Raw genomic sequence first — 16,242 nt, 5'->3', positions numbered from 1 at the left:
TAACAGTGAGTTTGAGTTACTAAGGAGCACTTTTTGAAACTAAAATCTTTTCTACTACTTTCTACTTTAATTGCTAGCTCTTTTGCTTTTGGAGCTGGTGAAGGTCAGAAATTATCATTTGATCAACTAAGACAACGTGTTTTCAAAAAAGAATACCAACAGGAAACATCAAATACTGACGTACTACACTCACGCTTTTCAAGCTGGGGTATCAAAAATAACTTTGCACAAGGATCAATTAATCTTCCAGGTGCACTTAAAAAATTAAAGACACAAAAAGAAGTTGTTGTAGCTGTTATTGATACAGGTATTGATCCAACTCACCCATTCCTTAAAGATAATATCTACGTACCTAAAGGAGATGCTAGCATTTCTAATTTTGGACTAGATTTCTCTAAAGGTGCTGATAATGTAAATACTCCTTACGATAAGAATCGTCACGGAACTCACGTTTCGGGAATTATTAAGTCAGTATTTCCAAATGTTAAGATTCTTTCACTGAAGTACTACAACCGTCACGCTTCAGGTAAGGACAACTTAAACTCAACAATCAAGGCTCTACGTTACGCAGTTGATCTTGGTGTTGATATCATTAACTACTCAGGTGGTGGACCAGAGCCGGATTTAGAAGAACTTGAAATTCTAAAGAAAGCAGAAAGAAAAGGAATCATCGTAGTTGCAGCAGCAGGAAACGAGCAAGAAAATATCGATAACAAGAATACTGCTTACTTCCCAGCAAGCTACAAGTTATCAAATATTATTACTGTAACTGCTCACGATCAGTCGATGAAGATTCTTAACTCTTCAAACTGGGGAGCACAAACAGTAGACGTTTCTGCACCAGGATATAAGATCAACTCTGCTATCCCGACTTCAAGAAACGGTCTGCTAACAGGAACTTCACAAGCTACTGCTTTTGTTTCTGGAGTAGCAGCAATGTTAAAAGCTGGATACCCAGGTCTTTCAGCAAAGCAAATTAAGAAGATCATCTCAATCACTGCAAAGAAAGAGATCACTTTTAATGGAAAGGTTAAGTCTTCAGGACGTGTTGATGCTACAGCAGCTGTTGAACTTGCTGAAAAGCTAAACACAAAGACAAATGGTCAACTAGCTAACTACAAAGAAAGCAAAAGAGAAGTAGCAAACACTCCAAAAGTAATTATCAGAAAATAATTAATTCCTAGATGGCCCTAAAATAGGACGTAAGCGCAAGGGTCGTCCCCATAATAAAGATCACTCCTAGCATTCCATACAATAAATAAGACACCTTAAAAAATCCCATCATCTTATAATCAAGAAAACTTTCAATTTGACTCTTATTATTTAGCTCGCGTGTTTCAGATATTGCTTCCTTAATACGCTCATAAAGAGAAACCTCTTCGATACCCTTTTGCGTATATGGTTGCCAAATTTCTTGCTCGCTCACTCCAGAGTTCATCATTTCAATAACGATATCCACTAACTCTTGAAGATAAAGCGCTCTCAGCTTATCAGTCTTTGAGTGCTCACTATAGAAGTAATCAAGAAGATTATTATAACGGCGACGCACTTTAATCATAAATTTCTTAAACTTCACATCACCTTGGAAAATTGCAGGGTTTTCCATTTCAAGAGGAGAAAGTGTCAGCCAATACTTTTCACGAAAAGTATAGAAGCTCTTCTCCCCTAATGGTTCTCCTAATGGATTAAAAGTTAAATCGAAGTCACAATCTTGGCAGCGTTCTTCAATAATATTTTCACTTTCGCACTTAGGACATGTTATAAGTTGCACATCCTGTGCAATATTATCTTCCATGAAGAGATGTTGATGTTTTTGTATGTCGTTTAAGAATTCTCTATCCATAAGAATATTGTAATTTCATAAGCTTAGTATTGGCAAATGTTAAATCATATACGACAATAAAGTATGTCTAGCCTGCTGAAAAATAAATTCTTTCTACCTGTGCTTCATATTCTTGCAGGTATCATTTACGCATTAAATTTTCCATTCATAGGAAAGTTCACAATCTTTCCAACAATCTTTTTTAGTGCGGCCGTTTTATTCTACGGGCTTAAAAGTGAAATTCGTTTTAAGTATAACCTCATAAATATTTTCTTATTCTGTTGGGGTTATAATTTTGCAGGATACTATTGGTTAACATTCACACTAAACGAGTTTGGAAACCTATTTTTTCCATTTAACTTTATCCTGTGGCAGCTCTTTTCGGTTATTATTGCGCCACAATTCTATCTCTTTCTTATTATCTTTTTCTTTTTAAAGAAGTATGTGAAGATCGATACATTAGCGGGAGGAATCCTTTATTCGCTAATCTTCGTTATTCTTGAATATTTTACGCCACAACAATTCCCAGCTCTTTTTGGCCATCCGTGGCTTAAGATATCTCCATTCTTAAAACCAGCACGACTCCTAGGAGTTCCCTTCTATAGCTTCTTAAGTTTATTCATTGGGCATCTTATTTTTATGTTCTACCAAAAACAAAAGCTTCCAAGAGTTCAAGGTGGAATCATCCTTGCACTTTTACTGATGAATTTTGGAGTAGGCCCAATAAAGTCTAATATAAGTAACGATCTTAAGATTCGAATTGTTCAAGGAAATATTGGAAATGACCTAAAGCTTAAATCTGAACAGGGCATAAAGCTTGCCTCATCAGAAGTTATTAATATCTATAAAGGACTAAGCTTGGCCGAAGGAATTGAAGATATCGATTTGGTTATTTGGCCGGAGACTTCTTATCCTAGATTTGTTTTCTCAGAAAAAAGTAAAAAGTTGTCAGACGAGCTAATGGATCTCTTTATTAAGAGTAATGCTAGCTACTTCTTTGGAACATACGATCTTGCTTCAACAAATCCAAGTGTCTTAGAGAATACGTATAATGCGACAGTACTATCTCGAGGTGAAGGAATTATTGATCAGGTCTATCATAAGCAAGTACTCATTCCTTTTGGAGAAGGACTACCTTTTGGGCCACTTAACCAATACCTGGCGCCTTACTTAACAAATATCTCATTCTTTGCGAGTGGAACTAAGTACACAAACTTTGAAGTTAAAGATAAACACTTTATTTCACTCATCTGTTATGAAGTCCTATTTCCTCGCTATGTTGGAAGATACATTAAAGAAGTGAAGAAGCGTGGAGAAAAAATTGATTTCATCGTCAATGTGACAAACGATTCATGGTATGGGCCTTACTCAGAACAAGAGCAGCACCTATTCTTAGCAAAGTGGAGAGCTGTGGAATTTAATCTTCCAATTATTAGAGCGACCAATACTGGAATCTCGGCCGTCATCAAACAAGATGGTCGAGAGTTAATTCGTACAGAAAATTTTAAACAAGAAATAAAAGATTTTTCTCTTTAAAATTAAAAACCTTCTTTAAGAAGATCATGCATTCGAATGAATCCCTTGAATTCATTTCCATCAATCACAGGGAGTACATAAATCTTATTTTGCTCCATTGATGTTAGGGCATCGATAGCAAGGTCATCAGAAGAAACTTTCTTAGGCTCTTTCGTCATAATCTCGCTAAGAGCCGTTTCAAGTGCATTAGCATTTTTAGCAATCGAGCGTCTGATATCACCTTCGACAAGAATTCCACTAAAGCTATTATTCTCAATAACAGCAAGGGCCCCAAGAGGTTTATTCGTCATTTCAAGAACGGCATCTTTTAAAAGATTTGATGGTTTAAGGATTGGGCACTCTTTCGCCACCCACATTAAATCTTTTACTTTCATCGTAAGAGACTTACCCAATTTCCCACCAGGGTGATTAATAGCAAATCCTTCACGTGATAGACCCACAAATTTCTCATAGGCAACAGCAATGGCATCTCCCATTGCCAGAGCAACAGTTGATGAAGTAGTTGGGGCAAGATCATTAATACAGGCTTCGCGCTCTACCGAGCAATCAAAAGAAATCCCACACTCAAGTGCAATTTGTTTTGTTAAATCACCTACTAGAGCAATACGGTTCTCTTTTCTTATTCTTAGAAATGGTATTAATTTTAAGATCTCACTTGTGGTACCAGATTTTGATAAAAAGATAATGGCATCGTTTTCACTAACTCTCCCAAGGTCTCCGTGAAGGGCCTCAGTTGGATGAAGAAAAATTGAGCGAAGGCCAAGAGAGCTAAATGTAGAAGATAGTTTCTCTCCAATAAGGCCTGACTTACCAACGCCACATAAAACCATCTGGCCGTTATGAGCATGCAGATATTCGAAGACACCAGTCAGTTTGTTACACATCTTCTCATCTAAAAGATCTATTACTCTTAGAATTGAATCAGCTTCAAGTTTTAAAACTTCCTTCATCTGACCAAAATGCTCCACTACCATCTCCTTTAGTGTCAATTTTTCTATCTCGATCGAGTCTACGACTATGTTATTATAATTATATGAAAATGTTAAAAATAATAGTGCTTTTTTCCCTGCTATTTAGTTGTAGTTCATATGAACAATTTGAACAATTAGTTGAAGAATCAGAAATACCTTCAAAAACTTATAAGTCGAATTTTAACCAGACATGGCAAGCTGTTCTTGAGATCATGCAACAGTATGATATTTCAGTAAAAAATCAAGAAGCTGGAGTCGTAAAAACACGTTGGATCAACAACACGAGTCAAATTAACTTCTCCGATGCCTTCGGCTCAAAAGAGATGGTTAAAGCGGCCCAATTTAAATTAGTTATCAATGTCATTAAAGGATATCGCGGAAAACAAGAGGTTTCTAAGGTTTCAATTTACCGACGCCAAATGATTGAAAAAGATTTTCTACAAGGTTGGCGCCTTGTACGTTCGGATGGAATTCTAGAGAAAACTATCCTCTATAGAATTGAACGAATTCTAAAACGTGAATCAATGATTAAAAAGATTGAAGAACAAAAAGCGAAAGAAGCAGAGAAAGAGTTATTCTAATGAATAACACTTTCTTCTTCTAATTTATTTGTCACGATAACAACATCATCAATATCTTCTTCAACTTCTTCTACTCTATTCATTCTTAAAATTTTGCGCTTAAAGAAAACCATGAAGTCTCTTTGGATAAGAAGCATACATGGAAGAACCACAAGAGTTAAAACTGTCGCAAATAGAAGTCCCCACCCCATACTCATGGCAAGGCCTTTCGTAAATCCGGCATCTCCACCGATTGCATATGCCATTGGGAATACACCACCAAGTGTTGTAATACTTGTTAATATGATCGCTCTTAGACGACTTCCTGCCCCTTCTAAAATCTCTGGACGATGAAAGCTAAACCAATCACTTCTTTTCTCATTAATTGTAACAACAAGAAGTAAGCTGTCATTTACAACAACTCCGGCCATACCAATAATACCAATAATCGCCATTAAACTAATGTCGAGTCCTTGGAAGTAGAATGCCCAGATAACACCTATCACTCCAAAAGGAATGGCCGAACAGATTAAGATCGGCTGCATAATACTTCTTAAAACAATCGCTAAAATAAAGAAGATACCAAGAAGAGCAAAAGCAAATTTCTTAACCATTGAACTCTTATTCTTTCTCGACTGCTCATCAGCATCCTGTGCATTAAACATTAAATCTGGATACTTCTTTGAAAGCTTTTGAGTTAGTAGATCAACCTTTTTAATTAGAACTTCTTTTTTAATAATTTCTTTATCAAACGGAAGATCAACAACAACTTTTCTCATTAAATTTGAGTGCCTAATTGTCGATTGCTTCTTTTCTTTTTTCCAAACTCCAATATCAGATGACTTTATGATCTCACCATTTGCCAGAACGACAGGAAGGTTACCTAGTTCTTCGAAATTTAGATCATCGCCATCAGCTGCATAAGTTAAAAAGCGAATCTTTCGATTACCACTTGTATACTCATAAACTTCATTCTTACTAATGAACTGAACTAATTGACTTGAGACTTGAGCCAGAGAAAGTCCTCGTGATTGAATCTCATTTTTATGAGGTGTAAAAATCCAAGCGTCTTTAAAAAGCGAATCATCAAGATCAACTGATTTAATTCCCTCAATTTTTAAATCCTCAATCGATTTTTTAGTATACTCTGTCACTTCTTCAACATTAAATGGAGAAAGAGATTGAATTGTTACTTCGACAAGGTTTTCACGACTTTCATCATCTCCACCCTTTGCAATCTTAACCTCTAGCCTTTCAAACTTACCAGTTTTCTCAAGCTCTTTAAGTTGTTCCTTAAGGAAGTCTTGTACATCTTTCTTGTTGGCCTCAACATTATTATCAAGCTGTGAAAAAGAAACTCTATAACTAAAATACTGTGGCCCCTCTTGCTTCTTACCATTTGTATAATTTTGTCCAATTGAGAATTGGTAGTTATTATACTTATTTTTGTCAATCTTACTCATAACCTCTTCTACAGGAGTCAGTTGTTTATATGAGTCTTCAAGATTTTTTGATTCTTTCAAAGTACCGACAAATTCAACTGTTTCAGAAGAAATATTTAAATTGAAATTGAAGTTAATATTCTTGCTCGCAAAGATTATTGAGCCAATCATTGCCACAATGAAACCTGTTAAAACAATATAGCGCCATCTTAGTGCTCCATCGAGTAATTTAAGATACCCTCTTTTAAAGCGCTGGAAGTAATTAGACTCATGATGTGCATTTGCTTTTGTTACAAAGTGCTTTAAGTGGTTTGGAAGGATAAAGAAACTTTCAAATAAACTTAAAAGAAGCGCCGAGAAAACCACAACAGGAATCGCCATTAAGATATTTGACATTGAATCCTTCCCAACAAGAATTGGGGCAAAGGCAATCAGTGTCGTTGCAACAGTTCCACAAATAGGTTTCCAAGTCGAAAGAACAGCACCTACGGCCGCATCTTTTGAACTGGCACCGTTTTCAAGATTTTGCATATACTGTTCAGAGATAATAATAGCATCATCAACTAGGATCCCAATAACAAGAAGCATCCCTACAACAGAGATTAGATCAATTGAAATCCCCATTGTTTCAAGAACTGTAAATGTAAAAAAGTATGCAAGAGGCATCCCAAGAGAAGTCATAATTGCAGTTCTAAAACCTAAAAATAAACAAAGCGTGATCAAAACAAGAACGATTCCCATTAGAGCATTTGATTGTAGAGCATTAATTTGTCTTTCAATGAATGCCGGACCATCTTCAACACTTATGATATTCACACCTTCAGGAGCTTGCTCATTAATCTTTTTAAGCTTCTCTTCTAGTTTTTCCTTTAGTGTAATTGAATCGGCTTCAACATCTTTAAAGATATTAAAGTTAATCCCTGGCTTCCCATTTATGTAATTAGATCGTTTAATTTTAGGTAAGCGATACTCAAGAGTTGCTAAGTCCCTTAGACGCAAAGTATGGCTTGAATTATTTGAACGAATCAAAAGATTATTAAGTGATTCAATATCGTAGTTTAAGTTTTCAATTTCAATCGAATAAGAATCACTTCCTTTACGGATACTTCCTAAAGGGTAAATTCTAAAAGTTTCTTTAATCTTATTATAAACATCTGATGGCGCTATTCTATAGCGGGCCATATTATCGACATTAAGTTTAATATAAAGATCTTTTGTATATCCATATGTATCGACTCTTGATACTCCATCGACTCTTTCAAGCTCTTCTTCTATTTTCAATAACCAGTTCTGGTGTAAGTCATTACTTTGTTCAAAATTTAAAATTGCATAATAATTAAACCAAGAATCTGTTTGCTTAATATGGCGAACGACAATATCTTTAGTTTCAGATGGAAGATCTCCACGGATTGTTTCAATAGCATCTTTAATTCGAGTCTCTAAATCACCTATTTCCTCAAACTCATCTTTCACATCAACATTGATACGCATATACCCTTGTTGCGAGTTTGACCAAATTTTATCGATACCAGCACTACCTTTAATTGCACGCTCAATTGGGTAAGTTAAAAACCTTTCAATTTGAGATGCACCTGCACCAGTCAATGTGGCAGTGATTTGAATTCTCTTTGATGACCAATTTGAAATTAGATCTCGTTTCATATGGGCAAGGGAGATAATCCCAAAGAGCACCATCATGATACTTAATAAGTTTACTAGAAAGCTATTTCCTACAAAGTATGAAACTAGTTTTTTCACAAGCTACTGTCCTATTTAGATTTTAAAAACAGTAGCTTGTAGCACTAAAAATGTGAATTTATTTAGGTTTTAAGAAATTCTGTCGAATTTACACTAACTAAGGCATTGAAAATACGTTAGTAGGCCATGATATAAGTCACCCAAGACTCACAGTTCTCTTCAACAGTTGAACGATAGAAGATACCATCACCTGAACCATCATCATCCTCACCTTCCCAGAAAGTAATGATATTTTCAAATCCAGCATCCTTCATGATGTCTTTGATCTCGCCAATTGACCAATGTCTCCAATCATATGAGAAGGCCTTACGATACATTTTTCCATCTTTATGTGTTTTAAAGTGAATATAGTACTGAACTTCCTCTGTTAATGGATTGTAACTATCACAATCCCAGTAGTAAGTGTGATCATCGTGCTCAGTCTCTTCTTCTAGCTCTTGACGACATTCTTCACCACCAAAGATATCCACCATAAAGATACTTTCAGGTCCCATATTCTTTTTTACTTGTTTAAAATAATTAAGAAGAACATTTCTTTCTTTGAAGATGAAATACGAAAAATTAAAAGCAACCGTAACGTCAGCTTTAAATTCATAATCATCAAGCACGTTTCCATTAATATAATGCATACGTGTTTTTTCTTCTTCTGTTAAACGAGAGTAGTGATTTTCCATTCCATATGCCTGTGGCTCTTCATCAAGATCAATACCCCAAGCTTCACGATCTTTCCCTTCTTTTACCCAGTCACAGGCCATTGCAGCTGTACCACCAAAGTCTTCACGTAGAGATCTTGGAGAGCGGCCAAAAATCTTCTTATATTCTTTGTTGATAAATTCAATATCAACTTCGTGATTTTGGACTGACTTTTCATAAAGTTCGTACTTTAAATTCGTTGGAATTTTCGACATTAAATACTCTTTTGTTATTTATTTATATGATTTGACTTCTTTTATGCCTGAATTGTAACTCATATTGATTGAATTTTTAACCTTAAATCTTAAATCATTTGTTTTATAGACACTACGTGCCAGAGAGATAAACTCCTCACCAAAGTCTGCTTCTTTTTCCTTAAGACGGATATCATCTTCAATTACCCAGAGCCTCTCATTAATCTCTTTAAGCTCACTCATAAAAGATTCTATTCCTTCTAAATTTAGTTCGGCCAAAGTTTTCGCTAATTCATCATATTCGGCCTGTGCCAAAGATACGCGCTCATTGTCTTCTATACGCTCTGTCTTAATTTTTAAGATAGTCATCTTATCAACGAGCTCACCAAGTGAAACAGGACATTCAATAATCATCTTATACCTCAATATCAATATAATTAATTTCTATAATAGTGTACTCAAAATCATCCCCTGGTGCCTGAACAATAACCTCATCACCTTCTTCTTTTCCAATCATGGCCCTAGCAATTGGAGACTTCCAACTGACATATCCTTTTGTCGTGTCCACTTCATCGACGCCTACAATTGAATATTTCTTCTCTTTTCCATTCTCATCTTCTAAGGTAACCGTTGCACCAAATTGAATCTTATCAGTTGTGACAGAGAGAGGATCAACAATTAAGGCGGCATTGATTCTTGTATTTAGAAAGCGAATGCGACGATCGATCTCACGCAACCTCTTCTTTCCATACTGATAATCAGCATTTTCAGATCGATCTCCAAGTGAAGCAGCCCATTTAACTGTTTCAGTTATCTCTGGTCTTTCAGTTTTCATTAAAAAATTTAACTCTTCTTCAAGCTTTGCAAAGCCTTTGGGAGTAATATAATTATCTTTCTTTATTGCCATATTGACTTAGAATTCCTTCTACTCCATTTTCAACGAGGTCCATCACTTCCTCAAAGCCTCTTGCACCACCAAAGTATGGATCGGGTACTTCTTCATATGAAGTATATGGACCACTACAAAAACTACAAAATAATTTAACTTTATTTTTATAATTTTCCTCAGGGTCAAGTTTTAAAATATTTCGATAATTAGACTTATCCATAGCAACGATAAGATCAAACTCTTCAAAATCTCTTTTTGTGAAACCTCTTGAAATACTTGGAAGCTTATATCCTCTTTTCAAGGCATGCTCCTGCATACGTCTATCGGCACCTTCTCCTGCGTGATAGGCACTAGTACCTGCAGAATCAACCTGAATCTGTTCTTCTAAGGCCAGCTCCTGAATACGATGTAGAAGTACCCCATCAGCGGCCGGTGAACGACATATATTTCCAAGACAAACAAATAAGATTTTCATTACGAAATTATGATAGAATCGAGGGTGAAAGTAAATTTAAAGGAATAAAATTATGACAGTACAAAGAATCAGAACAATGGGAGATCCAGTTCTAAGAGAAATAGCACAAGATTTTACTAAAGAAGAAATTCTTAGTGAAGAGACAAAGCAACTTCTAGAAGATATGAATGATTCAATGCTAGCAGTAGGTGGAATAGGAATTGCTGCTCCCCAAATTGGTGTTTCTAAGAAAGTTACAATAATTGATGTACCTGAGGATTCACGATACGAAGATGCAACACCAAGTGGAAAGCTCATTATTTTCAATCCAAGAATTGAGTTCTTAACAGAACAAGAAGATGGATATTGGGAAGGGTGTCTTTCGGTTCCTGGACTGAGAGGATATGTAGAAAGACCAAATCATATTCGTGTGACATATTTAAATGAAAAGGCAGAGGAAGTCGTTTTTGAAGCACAAGACTTTTTAGCAACAGTTTTTCAACATGAGATCGACCATCTATATGGGAAACTTTACGTAGATAATGTAAAGGATATAAAAAAGCTCGTTTACGAAGAAAATTTATAAAATAAAAAGGCCCTCTTAATAAAGAGGGCCTTTCTTTTTGTAGAAGGTTTTATTTATTATTCTGAAACAATTGCACGCATTACATCTAATGTTTCAGGAGATAGTGATGATTCGTAGCGTGCCCAAATTTCTTTAGTCTCTGCTACAGAAGTGTCTCGATCCATTTGAGCAACAACTTCTTCAAGGATTAAATTTGCTTCTTCAACTTCAGAGTTGTAGATAGCAATTTGATCTGCACTCACACCTTTAATTGTTCCATACACAGGACCAAACTCTGCTAGTCCTTCATTATCAAGAACAATTAATCCAGCAAGACCAATCTTAGCGGCTTTTGCCCAATCTTTTTGGTCACCTGAGAAGATTGCTTTTACTGAGTAACCAACACCTACTTTCATTGCCAGTAGTCCAGTATAAGCGATGTAGCAGTTACCTGTTAACATACCAACTGCTGCAGACGCATTAAAAGAAAGACCTGTTGCAAGAAGTAGACTTAGAATTACCTTTTTCATTTTTTTCCTCCATGTTTTTTTTGGTTGTAAATAACGATAACGCCCAACTAGATTTTTCTAAACTTAAATAAAGGTAATATGTCGAGCGAGATTTTATAAAAAACAACTCGCTATTTTTACAAGTGATAGAGTCTGACTTTACTTCTATCAAGTATTTTCAAGAGATTACGAATTTAAAGTAAAGTTTTTGCATTTAAAATCCGACAAGATAAGAAGGATAAATACTAATGAGAGAGACATACTATGAGTGAAGGTAAGAAACAAAGTTTTATTGCTTTAGCGTGCGTACTTAGTGTTAATGCATTTGTTGCATATCAATTCTTTTCAACATCTAAGTTTGATAACGTCTATTCGAAAGAAAAAATCCATGAACGAAGAGCTCCAGCGTCTCAAAAAGTTCCTGGCGAATACAAAGAGTTCCCACAACTATTCCCTTTTGAAGAGTATGTCATCTATGAAGACTTCAATGGAAATGTCGACTACAAGATGTCTGTAGACTTCTGGTCAGACAAAGGCGCTAAATACTTCACAAAAAACGGTAAAGAAGCAATTGAAAAAGGCCTTAGTGCTGGATTCAAAAGACTTATCGAAAAAGGAAATAAGGAAGGGACGACTTTAAAATCGGAACTACTTCCTGAATTAACAAAAGAATTCCTCAATACTTTTGTTTATACAGTTAAGGTTCATAAGCTTATCGATTCTAATTTTGAGTTCGATATTATGTTTACACCTTACAATAAAGACTCTGTTTCATATAAGGATGAGTTACAAACAAATCAACTTATAAACCTTGAGACTCAAGGATCACTTTATGAAGCTTTCCAAACTTATAATAAGAATTTCTCACATCGTGTCCTAGATACACAAATCCCAATTTCTAACGATATTTATCAATATATCGGTGGGGCAATTACACTGACATCAGAGCTAATTGATACAGACTGGAAGATATCTCAACCTATTCCAAATCCAAAAAAGAATGGAATAAAGGGATATGTACGACTTCGTAAGTATTATCGTATCAACTACCCTACAGACTTAAAAATAGATTCATTTAAATCAAAATATTTGAATATCACAGAGCAGGAATTTGAAGCAAAGAATGAAGAACCACAAGTTCTTACTGTTGATACAATCTATGAATACAATCTTGATAGCTTGGTTCCTAAGAAAACTAAAACGATCTTTCACTTTGGCGAGATTGTTTCCCTTGATAAGAAGTACGATAGCTTCTTCAAAAGACTTTTTAGTGTATTTGATAAAAAGAACGACATTAGAACTTCCAAATTCAAATTTCAAGGAGACTACTCTAATGGCACAATCCGTACAAACTTCAACGGTGAGCTAAAAACTTTAGTTTACAGTCATAAAGACAAGAAGTTTACGAGCAAGAGTCGCATTACGACAAACCCAAGAGATTTTGATTTAAGAATGCATGTTAAAGATGCAATCAGAAAAACTCTTCTACAAGAAAATACAGACTTTCTTGTACAAAAACTTAATCTAGAGAAATTTATTAAATAATAGGATCGACAATGAAATCGACAAAGAAATTATTAACAACAGCTCTACTTTCAACTCTTGCTACGCAATCATTTGCAGCAAGCTTTAATATCAAAGACCGTCTCGACTCACAGAAACTATTTCTAGAGTCTTACGAATCAGTCTATGGAAAACGTGACTATGCTCATGCTCCGACTTTCTTTGATGCGATAAAAGAGCTCGATAAATCGAAAGAGAAACAAGCAGTAAAGTTCTTAAAGAATATTGACGAAGTTTTGCCAAATAAAATAGCAATGCCTGTTACTTACTGGACAAAAGTTTCTCCAAATGAAAAAGAGCTTGGTAAGGTTCTCTACTACTTCCTGGCCTATAAACTATTTATACTCAGAGACTTTATTGATAATCCTCTAACGAAGGATAAGGATAAAAAAGCTGCACAAGAGCTTCTTACAAAGATCACGAGAAAAGGAATCACATCAAATTCTATTTCAACTTATTTTCCAACATTAAAGCTACAGGCAATGAAAATCGCAAGCAGTAAAGATGTAATCGGAAGTATTAAAGAGAATGAAATTGCAACAATTGATTTTTCAGAAACATTTAGTGATATTAATAACTACTCTCTTTCAGCGCTTGGTTTTGTTCCTTCAAATAAAACAGAAATCGTCTCGGAGAACGAGCGTTCGCTAGAGCGTATCGATTGGCTGAATCAAAGAGTTATCTTTGCAGGTGGGACTCTAGACTTCGATTCTGATTATATTAAGATGCCAACACCTGAAGATCCTACAGGAAATATCATTTTTCAACAGGATCCGATTTACATTAAGATTCGTGATATGATTGCAAGTTCTAAGGACTCAATCTTTATCGATATTTTTCTCTTCGGAGGAACTCTTGGAGCAACTCTATCAGAGTATCTTTTAGATCAAACGAAAGAGAAGCTTAAAGAAAACCCTAATTTTAAAGTTGTCCTACTACACGACTATGCTACTAACTATAATATGTTAGATGAGATGATGCCGATCTTTGAATACATTAAAGAGCGTCGTGAAAAAGACCCTATTTTAAAGAAAAGTGTCTCATTACTTCAGGCAAATATTCAGCGTCACCCTCCAGGTATCCCTTTTGGAATTACAAAACTAATCCCAAAAACTGCTGAAGCGATCAAATATTTTGAGTCAGGCAGTACATATTTTGAATCAAAAATTGATCACTCTAAAGTAATTGTCGTTGATGGAAACACTGAAAATGCACAAGCATATTTTGGTTCAAAAAACTGGACTGACCATAGTGGTGGTTACTACTACGATGATGCTATCTACGTAACAGGTGCTGCAGCAGGACTTGTTCAAGCTTCTTACTACCGCGATCTTCAAGCGGCACTTACGGAAGACCCAAAAGAGCTAGTAGGTTTCTACTATAAAGAACAAGGTTTCGATAACCGTGCCTACCTCTCTCAAAAAGATCAAATCTTAGAAGATATGCGAATCAAGAAAGAAAAGTATGAAATTAAAGGTGACTCCGTTATTCGCCTTGCCGAAGCCGATGTTGATGGAACAATTAAGAATGTTCGAAATATCCTCGTTGATATGATCTCAAAGGCAGAAAAGAATATTTTTATGGAACAGCTATTCCTATATGACTCATATGTAATCGATGCCCTTGTAAAGGCCAAGAGACAGAACCCTCTTCTCGATATTAAGCTAGTTATCGATCACAACGGAAACTTTGGAATGAACGGCCTCCCAAATACCCTATTCGTTAAAAAGCTTGTTGATGCAGGAATTCAAGTACGTGCACGTAAGACTTATGGTATTACAGCAAACTTTCCAGACGGCTCAACTAAAGAATATCACCAAGAAAACCATAGAAAGATTACATCGATTGATGGAATCACTGTTCTAGGTGGTTCATCAAATATTAATCCAGATACTCTCCAAGGTTCATTTAGAGAATTTGGTGCACAGATCTTTGATAAGAAAGAAGTAGCAAGCTTTGAAAGACGCTTTAGTCGAGACTGGCATGACTCAGAAAAGATGGAGATCTTTGATATCGAAAATTTTGAGGCAAATGTTCAAGGGGTTGCTTTTGGAAAACGCTCATCTTCAATTATCAATGCTCTTGGAAGTATGATCTATAAGTCAAAAGACGATATCGAAAAACGCCACAAATAATAAAGAGTTCTATATTCAAACAGGTAGCTGTTAACCGCAACAGCTACCTGAATTTCCTTTATCTTCAAAATACTTCTTTACTCTCTTAGGTAGCTCGACAAATAGTAGTGAGCGAAGAAGTAGAAGTGTAAACACTACCGCTAATGAAACTTCCCACCAGCTTGATGTCTCGTGATTGTGATGAGAAACATTAAAGTTAAGAGGCCATGAAAATGCACTGTAAAGGTAGTCCGTTAAGAAAGAAAAACCTAGCGCAACAAGAGCAATTGAAAGAAGGTTGATCACAACACCTTTTTTTCCAATATACTGCCCGATAACTAAAATATTTGAGATATTCGTCGCTGGACCTACTAAAAGAAAAAGTAATGCCATACCAGGACTCATTCCCTTCATTACAAGAGAAGCTGCAATAGGTGTCGTCGCTGATGCACAAATATAAAGAGGAATCCCTACAAGTAGAATTGCCCCTCTTCCACCCCAACCAGAAAGGCCATCAAAGAAATTAGCAGGAAGTGCAAAGTCAATGAATGCTCCGGCCACAATACCAAAGGCAAGCCAGATGGCCATATCATCAACAAGCTCAACAAATCCAAAGTGAACAGAAGCTTGCGCCTTCTTTGCAAAGCTTTGCTTTACAATAACACTTTCATCTTTCTTTTTTGAACTTCCACAACAACTAGGCTTAACTTCCCCACTAACCTGTTCAACATCTTTATCTGTTTTAAAAACTAATTGAAGAGCACCAGCAACAAACGCCGACACAAAAGCAGCGACTGGGCGGATGATCGTCATTGGGATATCCATCATTCCATAAGTCATGGCTATTGAATCAACCCCAGACTCAGGTGTTGCAATCAAAAACGCAGAAGTGGCCGAATTTGAAGCCCCCTGCTTTTTTAATGTGGCCGCAGTAGGAATAACAGCGCAACTACAAAGAGGAAGTGGAATACCTAAGACAGAGGCTTTTACCGCTCCCTTTAATCCCTTACCACCCATTGCCTTCTTTATGCGCTCAACAGAGATAAAAGCTTTAATAACTCCTGCAGCAAGAAGCCCAAACATTAAAAACGGAGCCGATACTAATATATAATTCCAAAGTGACGTTAAAAAACTCATAAAATTTACCTTTTTTTCGTTGACCAATCTTAGCA

Annotated in this window: 15 protein-coding genes; 6 read left to right on the top strand and 9 right to left on the bottom strand. The window is 35.8% G+C overall.

Going from position 1 to position 16,242, the window contains the following annotated elements; genetic code table 11:
* Positions 1-33 precede the first annotated feature (33 nt).
* The gene (locus ACMAWV_RS12515) at positions 34-1,173 is read left to right on the top strand and encodes a S8 family serine peptidase (protein WP_103219192.1); all 1,140 of its coding nucleotides are present in this window, start codon (positions 34-36) and stop codon (positions 1,171-1,173) included.
* Between the two features lie 7 nt (positions 1,174-1,180).
* Here ACMAWV_RS12515 and ACMAWV_RS12510 read toward each other — a convergent pair whose 3' ends face one another.
* A complete protein-coding gene (locus ACMAWV_RS12510; RefSeq protein ID WP_146037921.1) occupies positions 1,181-1,843 on the bottom strand; it encodes a hypothetical protein in 663 nt (220 codons plus the stop codon).
* Between the two features lie 63 nt (positions 1,844-1,906).
* Between ACMAWV_RS12510 and lnt the strand changes: the two genes are divergently transcribed.
* On the top strand, positions 1,907-3,358 hold the full coding sequence (gene lnt, locus ACMAWV_RS12505) for an apolipoprotein N-acyltransferase (protein WP_103219190.1): 1,452 nt from the start codon (positions 1,907-1,909) through the stop codon (positions 3,356-3,358).
* Positions 3,359-3,360: 2 nt separating this feature from the next.
* Here lnt and ACMAWV_RS12500 read toward each other — a convergent pair whose 3' ends face one another.
* A complete protein-coding gene (locus ACMAWV_RS12500; protein WP_392993097.1) occupies positions 3,361-4,326 on the bottom strand; it encodes a KpsF/GutQ family sugar-phosphate isomerase in 966 nt (321 codons plus the stop codon).
* A gap of 65 nt (positions 4,327-4,391) precedes the next feature.
* Here ACMAWV_RS12500 and ACMAWV_RS12495 point away from each other — a divergent pair, with 65 nt between their 5' ends.
* Positions 4,392-4,910, top strand: a complete 519-nt coding sequence (locus ACMAWV_RS12495; RefSeq protein ID WP_146037919.1) for a hypothetical protein — start codon at positions 4,392-4,394, stop codon at positions 4,908-4,910.
* On the opposite strand, the gene ACMAWV_RS12490 is transcribed toward ACMAWV_RS12495, so the two are convergent.
* The 5 genes from ACMAWV_RS12490 to ACMAWV_RS12470 all read right to left on the bottom strand — a co-directional run bounded on the left by ACMAWV_RS12490 (position 4,907) and on the right by ACMAWV_RS12470 (position 10,340).
* Positions 4,907-8,089, bottom strand: coding sequence for an efflux RND transporter permease subunit (locus ACMAWV_RS12490; protein WP_412470283.1), 3,183 nt, complete (start codon positions 8,087-8,089; stop codon positions 4,907-4,909). The two genes, ACMAWV_RS12495 and ACMAWV_RS12490, sit on opposite strands and share 4 nt — an antisense overlap.
* Positions 8,090-8,205: 116 nt before the next feature.
* Entirely contained in the window at positions 8,206-8,997 is a 792-nt protein-coding gene (locus ACMAWV_RS12485; RefSeq protein ID WP_103219186.1) for a hypothetical protein, read from the bottom strand.
* Between the two features lie 18 nt (positions 8,998-9,015).
* Positions 9,016-9,390: a DUF6165 family protein gene (locus ACMAWV_RS12480; RefSeq protein WP_103219185.1), complete on the bottom strand. Its 375-nt coding sequence runs from the start codon at positions 9,388-9,390 to the stop codon at positions 9,016-9,018.
* A gap of 1 nt (position 9,391) precedes the next feature.
* Positions 9,392-9,883: a transcription elongation factor GreB gene (gene greB, locus ACMAWV_RS12475; RefSeq protein WP_103219184.1), complete on the bottom strand. Its 492-nt coding sequence runs from the start codon at positions 9,881-9,883 to the stop codon at positions 9,392-9,394.
* On the bottom strand, positions 9,864-10,340 hold the full coding sequence (locus ACMAWV_RS12470) for a low molecular weight protein-tyrosine-phosphatase (RefSeq protein WP_103219183.1): 477 nt from the start codon (positions 10,338-10,340) through the stop codon (positions 9,864-9,866). The genes greB and ACMAWV_RS12470 overlap by 20 nt, the downstream gene beginning before the upstream one ends.
* A gap of 52 nt (positions 10,341-10,392) precedes the next feature.
* Here ACMAWV_RS12470 and def point away from each other — a divergent pair, with 52 nt between their 5' ends.
* Positions 10,393-10,905, top strand: a complete 513-nt coding sequence (gene def, locus ACMAWV_RS12465; protein ID WP_103219182.1) for a peptide deformylase — start codon at positions 10,393-10,395, stop codon at positions 10,903-10,905.
* A gap of 56 nt (positions 10,906-10,961) precedes the next feature.
* On the opposite strand, the gene ACMAWV_RS12460 is transcribed toward def, so the two are convergent.
* Complete coding sequence (locus tag ACMAWV_RS12460) at positions 10,962-11,414, bottom strand: hypothetical protein (RefSeq protein ID WP_103219181.1); 453 nt, start codon at positions 11,412-11,414, stop codon at positions 10,962-10,964.
* A 243-nt stretch (positions 11,415-11,657) separates the two neighbouring features.
* Here ACMAWV_RS12460 and ACMAWV_RS12455 point away from each other — a divergent pair, with 243 nt between their 5' ends.
* Both ACMAWV_RS12455 and ACMAWV_RS12450 read left to right on the top strand, forming a co-directional pair.
* A complete protein-coding gene (locus ACMAWV_RS12455) occupies positions 11,658-12,938 on the top strand; it encodes a hypothetical protein (RefSeq protein WP_103219180.1) in 1,281 nt (426 codons plus the stop codon).
* Between the two features lie 11 nt (positions 12,939-12,949).
* The gene (locus ACMAWV_RS12450) at positions 12,950-15,091 is read left to right on the top strand and encodes a phospholipase D-like domain-containing protein (protein ID WP_412470284.1); all 2,142 of its coding nucleotides are present in this window, start codon (positions 12,950-12,952) and stop codon (positions 15,089-15,091) included.
* Positions 15,092-15,121: 30 nt separating this feature from the next.
* On the opposite strand, the gene ACMAWV_RS12445 is transcribed toward ACMAWV_RS12450, so the two are convergent.
* On the bottom strand, positions 15,122-16,207 hold the full coding sequence (locus ACMAWV_RS12445) for an SO_0444 family Cu/Zn efflux transporter (RefSeq protein ID WP_103219178.1): 1,086 nt from the start codon (positions 16,205-16,207) through the stop codon (positions 15,122-15,124).
* Positions 16,208-16,242: the final 35 nt, after the last annotated feature.

It is taken from the genome of Halobacteriovorax sp. RT-1-1, assembly GCF_047085455.1.
GTDB lineage: Bacteria > Bdellovibrionota > Bacteriovoracia > Bacteriovoracales > Bacteriovoracaceae > Halobacteriovorax_A.
Note: the sequence above shows the minus strand (reverse complement) of the source record. Positions and strands in the feature narration are given on the sequence as shown.